Source organism: Streptomyces sp. 2-1 (assembly GCF_048564895.1).
GTDB classification, from domain to species: domain Bacteria; phylum Actinomycetota; class Actinomycetes; order Streptomycetales; family Streptomycetaceae; genus Streptomyces; species Streptomyces phaeochromogenes.
Genome location: NZ_CP183383.1, coordinates 5259558 through 5278696 on the forward strand (window position 1 = coordinate 5259558; position 19139 = coordinate 5278696).

General features: G+C 71.9%; 16 protein-coding genes. 2 read left to right on the top strand and 14 right to left on the bottom strand.

Annotated elements, in window-relative coordinates; translation table 11 throughout:
- Positions 1 to 41 precede the first annotated feature (41 nt).
- From ACN20J_RS23120 to ACN20J_RS23130, 3 genes are all read right to left on the bottom strand, one after another.
- Entirely contained in the window at positions 42 to 1283 is a 1242-nt protein-coding gene (locus ACN20J_RS23120; RefSeq protein WP_419666673.1) for an acyltransferase family protein, read from the bottom strand.
- On the bottom strand, positions 1276 to 2202 hold the full coding sequence (locus ACN20J_RS23125) for an alpha/beta hydrolase (RefSeq protein ID WP_419668934.1): 927 nt from the start codon (positions 2200 to 2202) through the stop codon (positions 1276 to 1278). Before ACN20J_RS23125 ends, ACN20J_RS23120 begins: the two co-directional genes overlap by 8 nt.
- A 657-nt stretch (positions 2203 to 2859) precedes the next feature.
- Positions 2860 to 3726, bottom strand: a complete 867-nt coding sequence (locus ACN20J_RS23130; RefSeq protein WP_419666674.1) for an alpha/beta hydrolase — start codon at positions 3724 to 3726, stop codon at positions 2860 to 2862.
- Positions 3727 to 4006: 280 nt separating this feature from the next.
- Between ACN20J_RS23130 and ACN20J_RS23135 the strand changes: the two genes are divergently transcribed.
- Positions 4007 to 4615 (top strand): TetR/AcrR family transcriptional regulator, encoded by a 609-nt coding sequence (locus ACN20J_RS23135; protein WP_419666675.1) that lies wholly within the window; start codon positions 4007 to 4009, stop codon positions 4613 to 4615.
- A 355-nt stretch (positions 4616 to 4970) separates the two neighbouring features.
- On the opposite strand, the gene kynU is transcribed toward ACN20J_RS23135, so the two are convergent.
- The 9 genes from kynU to ACN20J_RS23180 form a co-directional block, all read right to left on the bottom strand.
- On the bottom strand, positions 4971 to 6200 hold the full coding sequence (gene kynU / locus ACN20J_RS23140; protein ID WP_190230549.1) for a kynureninase: 1230 nt from the start codon (positions 6198 to 6200) through the stop codon (positions 4971 to 4973).
- The gene (locus ACN20J_RS23145) at positions 6193 to 7038 is read right to left on the bottom strand and encodes a tryptophan 2,3-dioxygenase family protein (RefSeq protein ID WP_190230548.1); all 846 of its coding nucleotides are present in this window, start codon (positions 7036 to 7038) and stop codon (positions 6193 to 6195) included. Before ACN20J_RS23145 ends, kynU begins: the two co-directional genes overlap by 8 nt.
- Positions 7039 to 7192: 154 nt before the next feature.
- Entirely contained in the window at positions 7193 to 7606 is a 414-nt protein-coding gene (locus ACN20J_RS23150; RefSeq protein ID WP_189843284.1) for a DUF3151 domain-containing protein, read from the bottom strand.
- 195 nt (positions 7607 to 7801) lie between these two features.
- Positions 7802 to 9295, bottom strand: a complete 1494-nt coding sequence (locus ACN20J_RS23155; protein ID WP_189843285.1) for an MFS transporter — start codon at positions 9293 to 9295, stop codon at positions 7802 to 7804.
- A 124-nt stretch (positions 9296 to 9419) separates the two neighbouring features.
- Positions 9420 to 10442: a class II fructose-bisphosphate aldolase gene (gene fbaA, locus ACN20J_RS23160; protein WP_189843286.1), complete on the bottom strand. Its 1023-nt coding sequence runs from the start codon at positions 10440 to 10442 to the stop codon at positions 9420 to 9422.
- A 195-nt stretch (positions 10443 to 10637) separates the two neighbouring features.
- A complete protein-coding gene (gene pyrE / locus ACN20J_RS23165) occupies positions 10638 to 11186 on the bottom strand; it encodes an orotate phosphoribosyltransferase (RefSeq protein WP_189843287.1) in 549 nt (182 codons plus the stop codon).
- Between the two features lie 10 nt (positions 11187 to 11196).
- A complete protein-coding gene (locus tag ACN20J_RS23170; RefSeq protein ID WP_190230547.1) occupies positions 11197 to 11988 on the bottom strand; it encodes an aldose 1-epimerase in 792 nt (263 codons plus the stop codon).
- A gap of 282 nt (positions 11989 to 12270) precedes the next feature.
- Positions 12271 to 13215 carry a carbon monoxide dehydrogenase gene (locus ACN20J_RS23175; RefSeq protein ID WP_419666676.1) on the bottom strand — a complete coding sequence of 315 codons (945 nt, stop codon included), beginning with the start codon at positions 13213 to 13215 and terminating at the stop codon, positions 12271 to 12273.
- Between the two features lie 88 nt (positions 13216 to 13303).
- The gene (locus ACN20J_RS23180) at positions 13304 to 14944 is read right to left on the bottom strand and encodes a polyamine aminopropyltransferase (protein ID WP_190230545.1); all 1641 of its coding nucleotides are present in this window, start codon (positions 14942 to 14944) and stop codon (positions 13304 to 13306) included.
- 353 nt (positions 14945 to 15297) lie between these two features.
- Between ACN20J_RS23180 and ACN20J_RS23185 the strand changes: the two genes are divergently transcribed.
- Complete coding sequence (locus ACN20J_RS23185; RefSeq protein WP_189843291.1) at positions 15298 to 15825, top strand: YbjN domain-containing protein; 528 nt, start codon at positions 15298 to 15300, stop codon at positions 15823 to 15825.
- Between the two features lie 45 nt (positions 15826 to 15870).
- Here the strand turns inward: ACN20J_RS23185 and ACN20J_RS23190 are convergent, their stop codons facing one another.
- Together ACN20J_RS23190 and ACN20J_RS23195 are read right to left on the bottom strand one after the other, a co-directional pair.
- A complete protein-coding gene (locus ACN20J_RS23190; protein ID WP_372505481.1) occupies positions 15871 to 17070 on the bottom strand; it encodes a hypothetical protein in 1200 nt (399 codons plus the stop codon).
- An 85-nt stretch (positions 17071 to 17155) separates the two neighbouring features.
- A complete protein-coding gene (locus ACN20J_RS23195) occupies positions 17156 to 18373 on the bottom strand; it encodes a pyridoxal phosphate-dependent aminotransferase (protein ID WP_419666677.1) in 1218 nt (405 codons plus the stop codon).
- Positions 18374 to 19139 lie beyond the last annotated feature (766 nt).

The following is a 19139-nucleotide window of genomic DNA, read 5'->3' on the forward strand; positions in this document are numbered from 1 at the left end:
CCTCTGTCCGGGCGTCCTTGGCGTCGTCCACGCCGTCAACCCTAGGCACGCCGGGCCTCGTTCGCTTCCACCGCTTCCACGGCGACGCGGTGGGTGCGGACGACTCGTGACGGTCCATTGGTGCGGGTGCGGGTACGGGTGCGGGTACGACGGCCCTGGCGGCGGTGCCCCTGCTCGTAGGAACGAAAGGCCGCCCAGCACACGGCCAGGGCCAGGGCGAAGACCGGGAGCCAGGCCAGTCGGAACGCCACCCACGCGAGGTCGTCCGGGGTGGTGTGCAGGCCCGGGAGCCGGCCCGCGAGGAGGCCCGTCGCGGTGACCGACATCAGTGCCGTCTGGTGCCACAGGAAGATCGTCATCGCGGAGAGGTTGACGAAGGCGACCCAGGCCCAGAGCACCGGCCGGCGCATCGCCCGGCGCAGACGCTCGCGCAGCAGCAGCGCCAGACCGCACTGGGCCAGGCCGAAGGTGACCACGGCCAGGGTAGGCGGATTGAGGTTGGAGACCGAGGCGCCGGGGACGCCGACCATCGACGCCGGATAGCCGCCCCACGCCACGAGCCCGGCGGTCACCGCCGCACCGCCCGCGAGCAGCACCCAGCCCGAACGCCGGCTCAGCTCGCCCCGCGTCCAGGCCGCGCCCAGCGTGTACGGCACGAGCCAGCCCGCCGCCACATTGACCCAGCCCAGCCAGGCCGGGCCGCCGAACCCGAAGCGGATGAGGTCCACATGGAGAACGACGGCCAGCGGCCACAACGGGTTGACCCGGGTCACCAGTGGCGTCACCGCCGTCAGCGCGGCGAAGACCAGCAGGAACCAGAGAGGGGACAGGACCAGCTTCAGCAGCGCGTGGACCGTCTTCAGGTCCGCGCCCGTCACGAGCAGGCCGGCCGTGGCCACGGTCCACAGCCCGAGGACTGCCGCCACCGGCTTGAAGAGGCGGGACAGGCGCGTACCGAGCCAACGTCGGTACGTCGTACCGCGCGACCGCGCCGAGGCGTAGCTCTTCGTCGCCACGTGTCCGCCCACCAGGAAGAACACGGCTAGCGTCTGGAAGACCCACGAGATGGGCGCCAGCCAGGGCATGGGCGCCAGCGGGCTCGACGTGCGCAGCCTGCCGCCGTCCGCGACCAGGGCCGTGACGAGCCAGTGGCCGAGCACGACGCCGAGTATCGCGAAGGCGCGCAGGGCGTCGACGGAACGGTCCCGGTCGGCCGGTGTCGCCGCGTCGATCCGCTCGGTGCCGCGGCGCAGTCGGCGTATCACCTCATCCACGTCACCCATGGGTCATCTCCGGTGTCTCGCCGAGCACGATCCGGGCGATGTTGTCCAAGGACACCGAGCCCGGCTTGAGGTAGTCGCTGTGGCCGCCGTCGCCCGCCGCGAAGACGCGGGCGCCGAACGCCGGGGACACGGGGTCGGTGCCGAAGCCGACCGTCGTGCCGAAGAGGTCGGCCCTGGTGTGCGGGACGTCCGCGATCCAGTCGTCGCCGCCTCGGCCGGCCCAGACGCGTGCCTTCGTGTGCAGGCCGGCGGCCGAGTCCACGCCTGTGCCGGGGCTGCCTATGAGCACCAGGTCCGAGATGTCGAGTCCGCTTGCGGCGCGGGCGCCCACGACTGTCCCGTACGAGTGGCAGAGCAGGGTGAGTCGGGCGCGCCCGTTCACCTGCCTCAACTCGCCTATGAATTCACGGAGTTCGGGTGCCGCCTCCTTGGCCAGGCCCGTGGTGAGGACGTCGGGGCTGATCGTGCCGGGCGTCTCGTAGCCGAGCCAGGCGATCACCGCGGCGCGTGGGCCGAGTTGCCGGCCGAGTCGCTGGTGCAGGGCGAGGGCGCCGGCGCGGAAGCGGTCGTACGTGTCCAGGCTCGTGTCGGAGCCGGGTACGAGGACCGCCACGTGGTCGGCGTTCGCCAGGTCGCCGAAGACCTCGGCGGCTCGGCCGGAGCCGCGGGCGTCGAAGGTGAGGAAGCGGCGCGACGGGTCCGCCATGGAGCGGACGGCCGCCGCACGGCTGCGGTCGCCGTGGGCCGCGGCCATCCGCGCGGCCTCGGCGGCGTTCGCCCGGTTCGCCGCGTAGGCGCTGTCCAGCGTGGTGGGGGTCAGCGTGCCGGTGTGGGCCGGGGCGGGTGCCGGTATCTCCGGGTGGCTGGCCGCGGCGGAGATAGGGGCGACGAGGGCGCCTGTGATCAGGGCGGCGAGCAGGCCTCGGCGGGCGCGGGGCCATCGGGGGTGTTTGGTGGGATGGCTTGGCTCAACCGGATGGCCTGGCCGGCCCGGTTGGCCTGACTGGCCTGGCTGAACCGGTTGGCTCGGCTGAACCGGTTGGCTCGGCTGAACCGACCGGTCTGCCTGGCCTGGCTGACCCGGGTGGTCTGCCTGAACCGGCCGGTCTGTATGGCTCGGCCGGGCCGATCGATCCGGTCGCGCCGCAGCCCTCCCCCGTAGCCCCATCCGCGTGCCCCCCGTCTCGGTTCGCCCGTCCATCGGGCTCAACTGAGAAGGAAGTTACGGATCTGGGCTTGTGGTCGGCGTCCCGCCTGGGAGCTCACCTGCGAGGTAGCTCTCCGGTATTACGGGTATCACCGGGGCGCCTTTGCTCCGCGGGCAGCGGCTCCATTCCGGCGCGGGCGCCACCCCGGCATGGGTCCGCTCCTGCGCGGGCGCCACCCCGGTGTGGGCTCAACGCCGGCACGGGCTCGGCTCCGGCAACGGTTCAGCCTTGGTACCGGCTCGGCGCCACCCCGGCACGGGCGCCGCTCCGGCACGGAGCTCGGCTCCGGTACCGGCCCCGCTTCGGCGCCAGCACCCGCACCGCACCCGGCGTTTGGCAGCCCCTGGCAGGGCCGGCTTCGCCCTGTCCTACCAAGCCAGTTGGGCGATTTCCTCCGCCACCACCGCGCAGGCGTCCGCCGCCGGGTCGATCAGGGGGAAGTGGCCCACGTCCTCCAGGAGCGTCAGGCCGACCACCTCGCCGGCCTTGGCCGCCGCGTCCGCGTATGCCTCGGCGACCGCCTGCGGTACTACGACGTCCTCGCGGCCCTGGACCAGGGTCGTGGCGATGCCCGTCGGGAGGAGCAGGGCCGGGTCGGCGTACGGCTGGCGTTCGCCGAACTTGGCCTCTCCGCCCAGGAGTTGGCGGGCCGCGCCGGAGCAGACGTCCAGTTTCTCCGCGACCGTGAAGTCGGCGATCGGGGCGAATGCGACGACGCCTCGGAGTGGGGCGGGGCGGTCCGTGTGCCACGGTGCGTCGGCCGGGAGCAGGTGACGGGCCGCCGCCCAGAGGGCCAGCTGGCCGCCCGCCGAGTGCCCGGTGACCACCATGCGGCGCGGGTCGGCCTGCGGGAGGGCCGCGCGTACGAGTGCCGGCATCGCGTCGAGTGCCGCCGCCACGTCGTCGAACGTGTCCGGCCAGCGTCCCGCGACGGGTCCGGAGCCGCCCTGCGCCGGGATCGTGCCGCCGCGCCGGTACTCGACGTTGGCCACGGCGAAGCCCCGCCTCGCCAGGAAGTCCGCGAACGGCGTGATGTGCCGGCGGTCGTACGGTGCCCGCCAGGCGCCGCCGTGCAGGACCACGACGAGCGGGGCGCGTTCCTCGCCCCCTCGCGGCGCGTAGAAGTCGACGACCTGGTCGGGGTGGTCGCCGTACGCGGCGGTGGTGTCGGGGTCGACGGGCGGATGCGAGAAGGCCGACTCCTCCTCCGCGGCGTCGCGGGCGTCGTCCGGCATGCTCCAACCTCTCAGCGGTGCGGTGTGTGTTCACCTGCGCGGCCCGCCTGTCAACACGCTCCGGCGGGCGGACCGTTGGCGGGACGGTATCAGGCCGGTGACGTGCCTCAACACGCGGCTGTGACCCTCGGTGAGGGGCAAATGGTTCTATTGTTTCGTTACGCTCGTGATGGGCCTCGTGCCTCCACGAAACGCCCGCGCGTCTCCGCCGAACGCCTCCGGCCGTGGCCGTGGCCGTCGTGGTCCGTGAAGCCGCCGTACGTACTTGAAGGAGCCCGTCATGTCCGCTGAGCCCGGCACCGTTCGTCCCGGGGGGCGTACCGCGCGGGTGCGGGCCGCCGTGCTGCGGGCCGCCGGGGACGTGCTCGCCGAGCAGGGGTTCGCGCATCTCGATCTGGCGGATGTCGCGCGGCGGGCCGAGGTGGGCAAGACCACGGTGTACCGGCGGTGGGGGAGCGTGACGGGGCTCGTTGCGGATCTGTTGGTCGAGATGGCCGAGGAGTCGTTGCCGCGTACCGAGACGGGGGGTGTGCTTGGTGATCTTCGGGCCAATGCGCGGCTTGTTCGGGGGACGTTGGCCGATCCTCGGCAGGGGGCGTTGTTTCGGGCGGTGATTGCTGCGGCTACGGGGGATGCGCGTACGGCGGAGGCGTTGCGGCGGTTTTATGAGGTGCGGGTTGCCGAGTGGGCTCCTTGTGTTGAGCAGGGGGTTGGTCGGGGGGAGTTGCCGGTGGGGACGGATGCGTCCGAGGTCGTACGGGCTGTCTCGGCGCCCCTCTACTACACGTTGCTCACGACGGGGGTGGCTCCCGGTGTGGCCGCGGCCGATCGGGCGGCGGAGGCCGCGGTTGCCGCTGCGCGGGCCGGGGTGTTTGTTGTGGAGGACTGAACCGTGCCGGGGGGGCGACCTCGGTTTTTTTCGCCCCCGCCGCCCCTACCCATTCCCGTCCCTTTCTGGGGGCTCCGCCCCCAGGCCCCCGGTATCGCGCTGAACGCGCTCGTCCTCAAACGCCGGACGGGCTGAGTGGGTGGGCGGGGCTGATGGGGGTGGGTAGGGAATCGGCCTGAACGGCCTCGTCCTCAAACGCCGGACAGGCTAAAAGATCAAGCGCCAGCCCAGCTGAAAGCTCACGCCCCGGACCAGTTGAAAGCTCACGCCCCGGCTCAGCCGGAAGCTCGAACCCCAACCAGCCGAGAACCCAGCCCCGGACCAACCGAAAGCTCAACCCCACCCCCCAACCCCGCTAAAACATCTCCCCCAAAACCCGAGCCGCCCTCTCCACATCCCCGAACCCCACGTATAGCGGCGTGAAGCCGAAGCGCAGTACGTCCGGTTCGCGGAAGTCGCCGATGACGTCCCTGTCGATCAGGCGGCGCATGACGTTGCCCGCGTCGGGGCAGCGGAGGGCCACCTGGCTGCCGCGTTGCGTGTGGGGGGAGGGGGTCAGCGACTCGACCTCGCCCCCGGGGACGTACGACTCGACGCATTCCAGGAAGAAGTCCGTCAGGGCGAGGGACTTGGTGCGGACGGCGTCGATCGATACGTCGTCCCAGACCTCCAGGGCCGCCTCCAGGGCGAGCATGGAGAGGATGTCGGGGGTGCCGACGCGGCCTCGGAGGGCGCCGGGGGCCGGGGTGTAGTCCGGGGTCATGCCGAAGGGGTCGGCGTGGGAGTTCCAGCCGGGCAGGGGTGAGTCGAAGCGCGGTTGGTGGGCCTCTCGGACGTAGAGGTACGCCGGTGAACCCGGGCCGCCGTTCAGGTACTTGTAGGTGCAGCCGACCGCCAGGTCCACGCCGTGTTCGTCGAGGCCCACCGGCAGGGCGCCCGCGCTGTGGCACAGGTCCCAGATGGAAATGGCGCCCGCCGCTTGGATCGATGCCGTCAGGGACGGCAGGTCGTGCAGGCGGCCCGTGCGGTAGTCGACGTGGTTCAGCAGTACCGCCGCCGTGCGCTCGCTCAGGGCGCCCGGCACCTCGTCCGGCGTCACCGGGCGCAGCGTGCAGCCCGTGAGGCGCGCTGCGGAGGCCGCGATGTAGCCGTCCGTGGGGAACGTCGTCGCGTCCACCAGCACCTCGTCCCGGCCGCCCGGCCCCGGCCGACCAGCGTGCCCTTCGCCGTCACCTTTCTCGGCCGCCAGCCGTACCGCCCCCACAACCGCCTTGAAAACGTTGACACTTGTGGAGTCGCCGACCACGATCTGGCCCGGCGCCGCGCCCACCAGTGGAGCGATCCGGTCGCCGATCCGTTCCGGTGCGGTCCACCAGCCGCTCTCGTCCCAGGAGCGGATCCGCAGTGAACCCCACTGACGGCGTACGACGTCCTCGACGCGGCCGGGGACCGAGCGCGGCAGCGCGCCCAGCGAGTTCCCGTCCAGGTACACCGTGTCGTCAAGTACGAACTGGGCTCGCATCCCCGCCAGTTCGTCCGCCGCGTCCAGTTTTTCGGCCTTCGGCCGCATCTCGGGCTCAGACATGGGACCGCGCCGTCCACAGCTCGGGGAACACGTTCTTCCGGGCCCGCTTCTCCAGCCAGGCCACCCCGGCGGAGCCGCCCGTGCCCGTCTTCGCGCCCATGGCGCGCCGCGTGGCCACCAGGTGGTCGTTGCGCCAGCGCCACACCAGCTCGGCGACATCGGTCAACGCCTCGCCCAGCCGGGCGAGTTCGGCACTCTCGTCGCCCGCGTACAGGTCGGTCCAGACGGTCTCGACCTCGGGCGACGGGTCGTAGCGGAGGGACACGTCACGGTCGACCACCGACGCAGGAATCGCGTGGCCTCGCCGTGCGAGCAGCCTCAACACCTCGTCGTACAGGCTGGGTTCGTGCAGGGCCTTCTCCAGCTCGGCGTGCACGCGGGGCGCGCCCCGGTGCGGTACGAGCATGGACGAGGACTTCTCGCCGAGCAGGAACTCCATACGGCGGTACATGGCCGACTGGAAGCCGGAACCCTCGCCGAGGGCGCTGCGGTACGAGTTGAACTGGGCCGGAGTGAGCTGGCCGAGGGGCTTCCAGGAGGCGTTCAGCGCCTCCAGTTCCCGTACCGACCGCTTCAGGGCCGCCACCGCGACCGGCACCCGGTCCTCGCGCAGCGCCTTCGCCGCGGTCTCCCACTCGTGGACGATGACGGTGAACCACAGCTCCATGACCTGGGTGGTCACCAGGAAGACCATCTCTCCGGGATCGTCGGAGAGGGTGTGCTGGAGGTGGGTGAGGACGTCCGCCTGGACGTAGTCCTCGTACGGGGTCGTGCCCTGGAAGTCGAGATGCGGGGTCTCGGGCTCCGAAGCCTCTTGGGGCTGAGCCTGGTGGGACATCGCTGTCTCCTGTTGTGTACTCCGGGTAGCGGTCCGCCCCTGCCGAGTTCGACACGGTGGCCCCGGTCCCCACGGGCATCCTCCACAATCGTGCCCCGAATCCGCAAGGTCCGCCTGGTCACACCAGGCGGACCTGCACAAACAACAGTCCGGCTCAGCCGAGGGTCTGGGCCGCCGCCGGGGAGGAGTCCTTCAGGAACTGCGCGCAGCGCTCGTACTCCTCCTGCTCGCCGATCGCCTGCGCGGCGCGGGCGAGGCCGTGCAGGGCGCGCAGGAAGCCGCGGTTCGGCTCGTGCTCCCAGGGCACCGGGCCATGGCCCTTCCAGCCGTTGCGCCGCAGGGAGTCCAGACCGCGGTGGTAGCCGGTACGGGCGTACGCGTACGACTCGACGACGCTGCCTCGCTCGTACGCCTCGTCGGCCAGCTGGGCCCAGGCGAGCGAGGAGGTGGGGTACTTGGCGGCGACGTCGGCGGGGGGTGTGTCGTTCGCCAGGAGCTCGCGCGGCTCCGGGTCGTCGGGCAGGTGGGTCGGGGGCGGTCCCCCGAAGAGGTTCTCGTGAATGGCCATGGGTTCCAGTTTGCCTGCCCGTGACGCCCGCGCGAGCACCGCGGGCGCGCTTTACTCCCCCGGCGAACGCGCCGCCGGCCACTCCAGCCGGCCACTCCAGCCGCCCGCTCCGGCCGATTACTCCGGCCGCCTGCTCCGGCCGACTACTCCGGCCGGCTACTCCAGCCGCCCGCTCCAGCCGGCTACTCCGGCCGACTACTCCAGCCGTCCGCGCGACTGGTTCGGCTCCAGCGGCGGCGCCGTGACACTGCCGTGCGTGAGGCATTCCGGGCGCAGACAGCCCGGCGGGGGCTTCCGTACGGTCGCGTAGGCGATCACCGCGCCCACGACCAGGATGCCCGCGCACAGGGGCATCGCCCGCCGGAACGCGTCGTTGAAGGCGTCCGCCGACCGGTACGCCTCCTCGCCCATCCCGGCGAGCAGCGGCAGCGCGGCGACGGCGACGAGTCCTGCCGCGCGGGCCGCCGCGTTGTTGATGCCGCTGGCCAGGCCCGCCCGGCCGACGTCCACGGAGGCGAGCACGGTCGCGGTGAGGGGTGCGACCAGCGTCACCATGCCGAGGCCCAGCACCAGGATGGCGGGCAGCACGTCGAACGCGTACGAGGCGTCGGTGCCCACCCTCAGCATCAGCAGCATCCCCGTCGCGCACAGCAGCGGGCCCACCGTGAGCGGGATGCGCGGGCCGATGCGCTGGGCGAGCTCGCCGGAGCGGGCCGACAGGAACAGCATCAGGACCGTCGTCGGCAGCAGGGCAGTACCGGCGCCCAGGGCCGAGTACCCGGCCACGACCTGGAGCTGGAGCGCGGAGAGGAAGAAGAAGCCGCTGAAGGCCGCGTACACGCACAGGGTGACGACGTTGACCGCCGTGAACTGGCGGGACGCGAAGATGTCGAGCGGCATCATCGGGTCCGCCCGCCGCCGCTCCACGGCCACGAAGGCGACGCCCGCCGCGACCCCCGCGACCGCCGTCACGGCGACGACGAGCCCTGATCCGGCGGACGCCTCGATGAGGGCGTACGTCACCAGGGCCAGCGCCAGCGCGCCGAGGGCGGCGCCGAGCACGTCGAAGCCGCGCCCGTGGATCCGGTCGTCCTTCGACTCCGGTACGTGGCGCAGGGCGATCGGGGCGCAGAGCAGCGCGAGCGGGACGTTGAGGAGGAACACCCAGCGCCAGCCGGGGCCGTCCACCAGCCAGCCGCCCAGGAACGGGCCGACCGCCGCGCCGATACCGCCGAAGCCGGACCACAGGCCGACGGCCCTGGCCCGGTCGTCCGGGTGGAACGACGCCTGGATCAGCGCGAGCGAACCGGGCGTGAGCAGCGCACCGCCGATGCCCTGCAGCGCTCGGGCCGCGACGAGGACGCCCGCGCTGGGGGCGAGCCCGCAGAGCAGCGACGCCGCCGCGAACCACACCACCCCGACGACGAACACCTTCCGCCGCCCGAAGCGGTCGCCGAGGGCTCCGCCCAGCAGAATCAGGCCCGCGAGGGTCAGCATGTACGCGTTGACGGTCCACTGGAGGCCCGCCAGGTCCGAGTCGAGATCGCGGCCGATCGTCGGCAGCGCGACGTTCACGACGGTCGAGTCCAACATCGCCATGCTCGACCCGAGCACGGTCGTCAGCAGGATCCACTTCCCGGCGGGGGACGACATTCTGACGGCCGGGGACTCCTTGGGCGGGGCAGCCATACACCGGAGCATACGGACACCGGAGCGCACGGACATATGGAAAGGCCCGGCCCCTCAAAGGGAAACCGGGCCCCGCCGTCACCACTGGAGCACTAACCGTCTCCACCGGAGTACTACATGGGTGCTACTTGATCTTCGTGCCCGTCGAGCGCAGGTTGGCGCAGGCCTCCGTGACGCGGGCGGCCATCGACGCCTCGGCGAGCTTGCCCCAGGTGCGGGGGTCGTACGTCTTCTTGTTGCCGACCTCGCCGTCGACCTTCAGGACGCCGTCGTAGTTGCGGAACATGTGGTCCGCGACCGGGCGCGTGAACGCGTACTGCGTGTCCGTGTCCAGGTTCATCTTCACGACGCCGTTCTCCAGCGCGGTGGCGATCTCCTCGGCCGTGGAGCCGGAGCCGCCGTGGAAGACGAAGTCGAACGGGGACGGCTTGCCGTACTTGGCGGCGACGCCCTCGTTCAGCTCCTTGAGCAGCTCGGGACGCAGGACGACGTTGCCCGGCTTGTAGACGCCGTGCACGTTGCCGAAGGACGCGGCCAGCAGGTAGCGGCCCTTCTCGCCGAGGCCCAGGGCCTCGGCCGTACGGATGGCGTCGTCGACCGTCGTGTAGAGGGAGTCGTTGATCTCGTGCGAGACACCGTCCTCCTCGCCGCCGGTCGGGGTGATCTCGACCTCAAGGATGATCTTCGCGGCGGCGGCGCGGGCGAGCAGCTCCTGGCCGATGGCCAGGTTGTCGGCCAGCGTCTCCGCGGAGCCGTCCCACATGTGGGACTGGAAGAGGGGGTTCTCGCCACGGGCGACGCGCTCCTCGGAGACCGCGATCAGCGGACGTACGTACCCGTCGAGCTTGTCCTTGGGGCAGTGGTCCGTGTGCAGGGCGACCGTGATGTCGTACTTCTTGGCGACGATGTGCGCGAACTCGGCCAGGGCGACCGAACCGGTCACCATGTCCTTGTTGTACTGGCCGCCCAGGAACTCCGCACCACCGGTGGAGATCTGGATGATGCCGTCGCTCTCTGCCTCCGCGAAGCCGCGCAGCGCAGCGTGCAGGGTCTGGGACGAGGTCACGTTGATGGCCGGGTAGGCGAACTTGCCTGCCTTCGCCCGGTCGAGCATCTCGTTGTAGACCTCGGGGGTTGCGATCGGCATCTGTCCGCTCCTTGTGTATGTGCGGGTGGCGTTCTGCTGCTTACGGCCCTGACCTAGGGGGTGACGTCATCGTCGGCCCCATCTTTCCAGACTTGCCCGGATGCTCCGGCCCCCGTGCCCAGCCTGTGGACAACTCCCGGCGTGGGCTCGGACCAGGGAGGAGAGGGGGGATCGGACCCAGGCTCGGAACCGGGGTCAGTCCAGGCCCAGTTCGTCCTTCGAGTACGCGAAGAGGTACGGGACGCCCGCGCCCTTCTCGATCTTCTCGCCGGCACCGGTGGCGCGGTCGACGATGGTCGCGACGGCGACGACCTCGGCGCCGGCCTCGCGCACGGCCTCCACCGCGGTGAGCGGGGAGCCGCCGGTGGTGGAGGTGTCCTCGACGACGACCACGCGGCGGCCCGCGATGTCCGGGCCCTCCACGCGTCGCTGCATGCCGTGCTCCTTGGCCGCCTTGCGCACGACGAAGGCGTCGAGGCGGCGGCCTCGCGCGGCGGCTGCGTGCAGCATGGCGCCGGCCACCGGGTCGGCGCCCATGGTGAGGCCGCCGACCGCGTCGAATTCGAGGTCCGCGGTCAGGTCGAGGAGCACCTGGCCGACCAGCGGGGCGGCCTCGCCGTCCAGCGTGACCCGCCGCAGGTCGACGTAGTAGTCCGCCTCCAGGCCCGAGGAGAGGGTCACCTTGCCGTGCACCACGGCCTTGTCCTTGATCTGCTGCAGCAGCTCGCCGCGTACGTCACTCATGCGGGTCAGCTTAGAGGCGCCGCCACGTCCAGGTGGTCGTGGCTTCGAGGGGATCGATGGGGGTGACCAGGCGGGGCAGGGTGTTGAGCCCGTTGGGCGGCCCGGTCTGCGGCTCCACGCAGACGGCGGCCTCCTGCTCGTCGTACACGACGACCCAGTGCTCGTGGCTCGCGACGTTCAGCTCCAGCCGCCCGGGCCAGGTGAGGGTGACGTCGACTCCGTCCGGCATCCCGAAACAGTCGTCCCAGGGGCCGGGCTTCGGATCGATACGGCGGCCGGTGGGCAGGTGGTCGTCGCCGCGCTCCTCCTGCCAGGCGGCGGTGAAGTCGACCCGCACGTCCTCGCCGCTGCCCAGGTTGCGGTTGAACCAGGGGTGCCAGCCGATCTGCGCCGGGAAGGAGTCGTCGTACGTCTCCACCGACATGGTCAGCGTCAGGGTGTCCGCGGTCAGCGCGACGACCTGGGTGACACGGCCCGTGTACGGCCAGGGGTCGACGAGGTCGTACGTGATCACGGCCTCGTTCTCGCTCCTGCGGGCCGTGTGCCAGGCGGCGTCCCGGGCGGTGCCGTGGATGGCGTGGGGTGGGGAGTTGAGGGGGAGCTGGTGGGGGGTGGCGCCGTTCAGGAAGCGGCCGTCCCTGGTGCGGCCGCACCAGGGGACCATCGGGAAGCAGCCGAACTTCTGGCCCTGGCGGAGCAGTTCGACTCCGTCGACCTTCAGTCCGCCGATTCGTCCGCCGTTGCCGGGCTGGACGGTCACCTCCGCGTCGGCCGCGGTCAGCGTGATGTCTTCGTTACTCACGCGGGAACCCTAGCGCCCCGCGCTCCGCTGGGTTGGGGGGACTTGGGTCGTGGCTTGGCTGCGGGTTGGTGGGGGCTGGTGTGTTGGGTGCGGGTTGGTGGGGGCTGAGTGCGCGGTTCCTCGCGCCCCTGGGTGGGTGGGGGTGAGCGGGGGGGTGTTGGGTGCGGGTCCGTTTCGGGTGAGTGCGCGGTTCCTCGCGCCCCTGGGTGGGTGGGGGTGGGCGGTGTCTTTAGGGGCGCGGGGAACTGCGCGGGTGCCCTCGGCTTGCCCGCGCCTGGAGGTCTACCGGCGTTTGCGGAGGGCTCTGCCCAGTACTACCGCTGAGGCCAGGAGGAGGGCCGCTGCGGGGGCCGCCCAGCGGAGGGCCGCGCTGGGGCCTGCGGCCTCGGGGGCGGGCACGGGGGCGTAGCGACCCCGTGGAGGCGCGTGGTCCACCTCCTCCGCGCTGCGGCCGATCATCGTGCGCCGGGCGTGCGCCGCCTCGGCGGGGGTGCCCGACTCCGGGACGGCGTCGTCCTCGAAGCCGCCCTCGAAGTCCTCCTCGGCGAACGGTTCGAGAGAGGGAGGCGGAACCTCGGCCTCATGGATGGAGGAGGTCTCCTCGGCGGCAGGGGTCTGCTCGGCGGGCGAAGGCTCCTCGGCCGGCGAGGGTTCCGGGGCCGCTTCGGGCTCGGAGGCCGCCGACTCGGGTGCGGGAGTGGACTCCTCGGGTGCGGGGGTGGCCCCCTCGGGCTCAGAGGCCGTCTCCGGCCTCCTCGACTCGCCGCCGGAGGCAGCCGCACCCGCACCCGCAGCCGCGTCCGGCACCGCCAACCCCTCCGCGAACCGGCTCAGCAGACGCGTCGTCGCCGAGGTCACCGCGTCCGGCGGGAGTTCCGTGACGCGGCCGTCGGCCGATGCCGTGCCGGTGAAGGTGACGGTCGAGCCACTCGGGTCGCCCTCGCGGGAGCGCAGCGACAACGTGAGGGCGAGCTTCACCGTGCCGCTGCCGCGGGCCTCCGTGGCGTCGGCCTCGACGGCGTACGTGCCGTCGTCCTGCGGGGTGACGGTGAGCGCCCCGCGATACGTGATGGCGTGCCCGCCGACGCGTACCTTCAGGCGGCCGGAGACGGGCGGTGTTCCCGCGTCCTGCTGGAGCCCGGGGACGGCCCGGGCCACCCGCGCGGGATCGGCGAGAGCCTCGCGCAGCGACTCGACGGGAACCGGAACGAACACCTCATGCTCCATGTCGGCCGAGCCTACCCAGCACCGCCCGTACCGCACCTCTGTATGAGGGGATTCCCCCGGATCCGCGGGCAGAGCGACTCGGTCGGAGTCAGTCCGCGTACCTCGGATGCACCAGCGTGGACGGTGGCAGGCCGGTGAGCCGGGTGCGTTCGGCCGCCCGCGCGTCGGCCCGCAGGGACGGTACGTACGGTGTGCCCGGCGGTGTACGCAGCTGCGGCCGGGCGCGGGACGCGAGGACGAACCCCCAGTCGTGCGGGGCCCGGGACCGGCTCGCCGCCGCCGGGTCGCGTCCGGCCACGGCGTACGGGACGGTCCGCAGGCCGGCCGCCCGTACCGTCGCGTCGACCGTCCAGAAGGCCCGCGGCCTCGACGCCACGGGCCCCGCGTGCACGGCGAGCCGCCCGCCGTCCGCGAGGACGCCCCGCGCGAGCCCGTAGAACTCCTGCGAGTACAGCTTCGTACTGGACGTGATCCCGGGGTCGGGCAGATCGGAGACCACGACGTCGTACGCGCCCCGCGGGGCCCGGCGCAGCCAGCCGAAGGCGTCCGCGGCGACCACCCGCACCCTCCGGTCCCCGTAGACGTGTCCGTTCAGCTCGGACAGCGCGCGGTCGGTGCGGGCCAGCTCCACGAGCCGGGTGTCGAGTTCGACGACGTCGACCTGCCGTACGCCGTCGTGCCGCAGCACCTCGCGCACGGCGAGGCCGTCGCCGCCGCCCAGGACGAGCACGCGCGCGTGCGGGCCGTTCATCGCGGGGTGGACGAGGGCCGCGTGGTAGCGGCGTTCGTCGCTGCCGCTGACCCGCAGGCGGCCGTCGAGGTAGAGGTCGAGGGGACGGCCGTCCGTGCCGCCGGTGAGGACGACCTCCTGGACGTCGGTGTGCATCGCCACGCGTACGTCCTTGCCGTAGACCGCGTGCCGCGCGGCCCGTTCGAAGTCGTCCACGAGGACGGCGGCCGAGGCGAGGAGTGCGAGCACGACGAGGTTGGCGACGACCAGCAGCCAGCGGGCGCGCCGGCTCAGGTCCTGCCGGAACAGGCCGAGGACGAGGGCGCCGCCCGCGATGGCGTTGACGGTTCCGGTGACCAGCGTCGCGGTCAACTGGCCGAGCAGGGGCAGGAGAAGGAAGGGAAAGGCCAGACCGCCGACCAGCGCGCCCACATAATCCGCGGCGAACAGGTCCGCTACCGCGCCGCCCGCGTCCTGTCTGCGGATGCGCTGGATCAGCTCCATCAGCAGGGGGACCTCGGCGCCGATGAGCAGTCCGATGGCCAGGGAGAAGGCGACGAGGACGTAACTGGAGCCGCCCTCCCAGGCGCCGCCCCAGTCGCCGGTCCAGGCGAAGACGGCGTACAGGGCCATCGCGCTGCAGCCGCCGACGAGCGCGAGCAGTGCCTCGACGGCGCCGAAACCGGCCGCGGCGCGGCAGCGCAGGCGCTTCGCGACCAGCGAGCCGAGGCCCATCGCGAAGACCATCACGGACAGGACGACGGAGGCCTGGGTGACCGAGTCGCCGATCAGGTACGAGGCGAGGGCGACGAGTTCGAGTTCGTACACGAGTCCGCAGGCAGCGCAGATGAAGACGCCCGCGAGGACGAGGAACCGGCCGGTGGCCGTGCTGACCGGCAGACGCGCCGGGCCCTGGCCGCTCCGGGGCGGCGGGGCCTTGGCCGTGCCCGGTCGGTCCGTGGCCGTGCCGGGCTGGGCGGGGGCGTGCGGCTCGATCACCCAGCGAACGGTACGTCACCGAACAACTGCGTCCTGTCACCCACACGTGTGGAAACTCGGGCCTGAACGCATACTTTGGCCAGGGCGCGTACGGGCCGTGAACGGGGTGGTTGTGCGCGGTCCGGTTTGTCGGGTGCGGGTCAGCGGGGGCTGGTCGCTCCCCCACTCTCGGCTTCGCTCGACCGGGGGGACCCCCATCGCGGCGGAGCCGCAAATGTCACAGTCCCGCGCCCCTTACGGGGCTTGCCCTGCGGCTCTGTCCGATTCTCCTGGGGCCAAAGGACTACTGAACGCCGATCAGGGCTAGGGTCGAAGTCAGGTAACCACGTGCAATCCTCAGGAGTACCCACCGAATGTCTATCGACCCGTCCTCGATTCCGAACTTCGGGGGCCAGCCCGAGCCGAACCCCGGCGGACCGGCGGGCCCCGTCGTCCCTGATCAGGACCTTGTGAAGCAGCTCCTGGACCAAATGGAGCTGAAGTATGTCGTCGACGACGAGGGTGACCTCGCGGCGCCGTGGGAGCAGTTCCGCACGTATTTCATGTTCCGCGGTGAAGGCGACCAGCAGGTCTTCTCGGTGCGGACGTTCTACGACCGGCCGCACCAGATCGAGGAGAAGCCCCAGCTCCTCGAGTCGATCGACGACTGGAACCGGCGCACGCTGTGGCCGAAGGTCTACAGCCACACGCACGACGACGGCACCGTCCGCCTGATCGGCGAGGCGCAGATGCTGATCGGCACGGGCGTCAGCCTGGAGCACTTCGTGTCGTCCACGGTCAGCTGGGTGCGGGCCGCCATCGAGTTCGACAAGTGGCTCGTCGAGCAGCTCGGCCTGGAGCAGGAGATCGACGAGGCCGACAAGCCCGAAGAGGACGAGTAGGACTCACTCGGGCACGGGCCCCGCGGGCCACGGCCGCGCGGCGGCTCACAGCGGCTTGTGGGCGAGCACGACGAGGTACGCCCCGTACGCGAACGAGAGCCCGGCCAGGGCGCCGACCACCAGGGTCGCGTGCCATGGCCGGGCTCTCGCCGTCCGTACGAGCGCGCAGGCCAGCGGCAGCAGCAGCGGGAACGCCGGCAGCAGGAACCGCGGCTTGCACTCGAAGAAGCCGGCGCCGCCGACCGCGACGAGCAGCAGCGCGCCCGCGTAGACCAGCAGCGGCAGGGGCGCGCGGTCGGCAATCAGCAGCCCGTACAGCAGCAGGCCCACCGCCACGATCACCATCGACATGGGGAAGACCAGCCGGTCGCCGTGGAGCAGCAGATGCTTGACGAAGCGCAGTGCGCCGAGGCCGAAGTCGAAGCGCGAGCCCCACAGCCGCTGCACCTCGAAGTACCCGCCGAGCAGATCGCCCTTGCGCCGCCCGACCCACAGGAAGAACCCCGCCCACCCGAGGGGTGCGAGCGCCGCGCCCGTCCACAGCCTGTGGGAAACCTTTCCGCGCCGCCTGAAGATCTCGTACGCCGCCGCCGCGAGCACGGCCGCCGCCACGGCGAAGCCGTTCGGCCGGGCCAGCCCCGCGCAGGCCGCCAGCGCGCCCGCCCACACCCAGCGGCCGGTGAGGACGGCGTACAGCGACCAGGCGGCGAAGGCGGTCAGGACCGGTTCCGTGTACGCCATCGAGAGCACGACGGAGTGCGGCAGCAGGCCCCACAGGAGGACCAGGGTGGTGGCGACGGCTCGGTCGTGCAGCCGGGCGCCGATCGCGTAGATCCCGCAGGCGGCGACCGCGGCGGCCGTCCACGAGATCAGCAGGCCGGCGCCGGGGCCACTGAGCGGGGTCAGCTCGGTGACGGCCCGCAGCAGCCCCGGGTAGAGCGGGAAGAACGCCAGGTCGCTGTGGACGACGGTGGGGCGGAAGTGCAGGCTGCGCCCGTAGCCGTCGCCGGCGATCCGCAGATACCAGATGGAGTCCCAGGACCGGCCGAGCAGGAGCACCGGGTGCCCGCCGGTCGCCCAGGCGGTCATGGCCACCGCCGCGGCGCCCAGCAGCCGGGCTGCGGCGAACAGCCCGAGGGCGGTACCCATCGCCGCCGCCGGGGACGGACGCGGACGGGCACGGCCCTCGGTGGCGGACTCCGTGACGGCGGGGGACGGGGGCGCGAGGGTCCTTACTTGGGTCACACCAGAAGATTGCTGGCAATTCGTATCATTTGCGAGCAACGCGCGGCCGGGCGCGTACGAATTCCCCCGCTTCTCCGCGAGTGCTTCAGCCCGCGAGGGTCTTGAGGCGCTTCACCGCCTCCTCCAGGACCGACGTCTGCTTGCAGAAGGCGAAGCGGACGAAGGGCGCGCCGACGTCGCGGTGGTCGTAGAAGACGGCGTTCGGGATGGCGACCACGCCCGCGCGCTCGGGGAGCGCGCGGCAGAACGCGAACCCGTCGCTCTCGCCGAGCGGCCGGATGTCGGTGGTGATGAAGTACGTGCCGGCCGGCCTGAACACCGTGAAGCCCGCCTCCGCGAGCCCCGCGCCGAGCAGGTCCCGCTTGGCCCGCATGTCCGCGCGGAACGCCTCGAAGTACGTGTCGGGCAGCGCCAGCGCCTCGGCGACCGCGTACTGGAAGGGCCCCGAGGCCACGTACGTCAGGAACTGCTTGGCCGAGCGGACCGCCGCCACCAGGTCGGGCGCGGCCGTCACCCAGCCGACCTTCCAGCCGGTGAACGAGAAGCTCTTGCCCGCGCTCCCGATGGTGACCGTGCGCCCGCGCATGCCGGGCAGTGTGGCGAGCGGGATGTGCTCGGCCTCGTCGAAGACCAGGTGCTCGTACACCTCGTCGGTGATCACCAGCAGGTCCCGCTCGACGGCCAGCTCGGCGATCGCGGTGAGCTCCTCGCGGGTGAGGACCGTGCCGGTCGGGTTGTGCGGGGTGTTGATCAGCAGCAGCCGGGTGTTGTCCGTGACCGCGTCGCGCAGCTCGTCCAGGTCCAGCCGGAAGCGCCGGTGCACGACCCCGTCGTGGGTCTCCTCGTGCGGGCGCAGGGTGACCGGTACGCGCGTACCGCCCGCCATCGCGATGCAGGCGGCGTACGAGTCGTAGTACGGCTCCAGGGCGATCACCTCGTCGCCCGGTTCGAGCAGGGCCAGCAGGGCCGCGGCGATGGCCTCCGTGGCACCCGCCGTGACCAGGACCTCGGTGTCCGGGTCGAAGCCGAGGCCGTAGCGGCGCTCCTGGTGCGCGGTGATCGCGGTGCGCAGCTCGGGCACGCCCGGGCCCGGTGGGTACTGGTTGCCCCGGCCGTCGCGCAGCGCCCGCACCGCAGCCTTGCGGATCTCCTCGGGGCCGTCGGTGTCGGGGAAGCCCTGGCCGAGGTTGATCGAGCCGGTACTCAGGGCCAGGGCCGACATCTCGGCGAAGATCGTCGTGCCGAACTCTGCGAGGCGGCGATTGAGGAGCGGGCGGCGTGCACTGGAGGTCATGACCGCCATCCTGCGCTCAACCTCTGGAGTTGCTCAACTCTGCTTTGGTCCGTGAAGCGCGGGGGCATCCCCCCTTCACACAAGAAGCACACGCGGGAAATCAGCAAGCAGAGCAGCGAGCAAGCAGCTGGCAAGCAGCAAGAGGAACAGGCACAAACACACACAGAAGCACAGGCGAGAAGCAGAGCCCACGGGGGGCCGCTTCGGGGGAACGGAAGGAGGGTGGCGCCATGATCGTAGGCATCATCCTGGCGGTGTTCGTCGTACTGGTCGTCATTGGACTCGTGTCCGCCGCGACGAGCGGCAGCCGGAGGCGTTCGCGCCGGTCCAGGCACAGCTGGTGGGCCGGCGGCTCGGGTTCGGGCTCGGGCGGGGGCGGCGGCTGTTCGACGGGGGGTTCTTCCTGCAGCAGCGGCTCGTCCTGCGGAGGCGGGTCGTCCTGCGGGGGCGGGGGCGGTGGGGGCGGATGCGGCGGAGGCAGCTGACACGGGGCAGCTGAGCTCCGGACAGGAAACCGCGTCCGGACCGTCCGGCACCACGAGCGTCCGTCGGGAGTCGTCTCCCGGCGGACGCTTCGCCGTGTGTCGGGTCTCGTCTCCCGGCCGGCCCGTCGCCGTGTGTCGGGATTCTCCGCCGGGGAGGCGCTTCGGCGTGTGAGGAGAGCCGGGCGGGTGTCGAGGAGCGTTGAGGGACGTTGAGGGGCGTTGAGAGAGCGGGGGGCGTGAAGGCGCACGTGTGAGCCAATGGCGCACTTCTTGGTTGAACAGTTGAGCTG

What these genes read in the sequence shown, in the direction of transcription:
- ACN20J_RS23120 (WP_419666673.1), bottom strand. Translation starts at nt 1,283, where the DNA reads ATGGGTGACGTGGATGAGGTGATACGCCGACTGCGCCGCGGCACCGAG.
- ACN20J_RS23130 (WP_419666674.1), bottom strand. Translation starts at nt 3,726, where the DNA reads ATGCCGGACGACGCCCGCGACGCCGCGGAGGAGGAGTCGGCCTTCTCG.
- ACN20J_RS23135 (WP_419666675.1), top strand. Translation starts at nt 4,007, where the DNA reads ATGTCCGCTGAGCCCGGCACCGTTCGTCCCGGGGGGCGTACCGCGCGG.
- kynU (WP_190230549.1), bottom strand. Translation starts at nt 6,200, where the DNA reads ATGTCTGAGCCCGAGATGCGGCCGAAGGCCGAAAAACTGGACGCGGCG.
- ACN20J_RS23145 (WP_190230548.1), bottom strand. Translation starts at nt 7,038, where the DNA reads ATGTCCCACCAGGCTCAGCCCCAAGAGGCTTCGGAGCCCGAGACCCCG.
- ACN20J_RS23150 (WP_189843284.1), bottom strand. Translation starts at nt 7,606, where the DNA reads ATGGCCATTCACGAGAACCTCTTCGGGGGACCGCCCCCGACCCACCTG.
- ACN20J_RS23155 (WP_189843285.1), bottom strand. Translation starts at nt 9,295, where the DNA reads ATGGCTGCCCCGCCCAAGGAGTCCCCGGCCGTCAGAATGTCGTCCCCC.
- fbaA (WP_189843286.1), bottom strand. Translation starts at nt 10,442, where the DNA reads ATGCCGATCGCAACCCCCGAGGTCTACAACGAGATGCTCGACCGGGCG.
- pyrE (WP_189843287.1), bottom strand. Translation starts at nt 11,186, where the DNA reads ATGAGTGACGTACGCGGCGAGCTGCTGCAGCAGATCAAGGACAAGGCC.
- ACN20J_RS23175 (WP_419666676.1), bottom strand. Translation starts at nt 13,215, where the DNA reads ATGGAGCATGAGGTGTTCGTTCCGGTTCCCGTCGAGTCGCTGCGCGAG.
- ACN20J_RS23185 (WP_189843291.1), top strand. Translation starts at nt 15,298, where the DNA reads ATGTCTATCGACCCGTCCTCGATTCCGAACTTCGGGGGCCAGCCCGAG.
- ACN20J_RS23195 (WP_419666677.1), bottom strand. Translation starts at nt 18,373, where the DNA reads ATGGCGGTCATGACCTCCAGTGCACGCCGCCCGCTCCTCAATCGCCGC.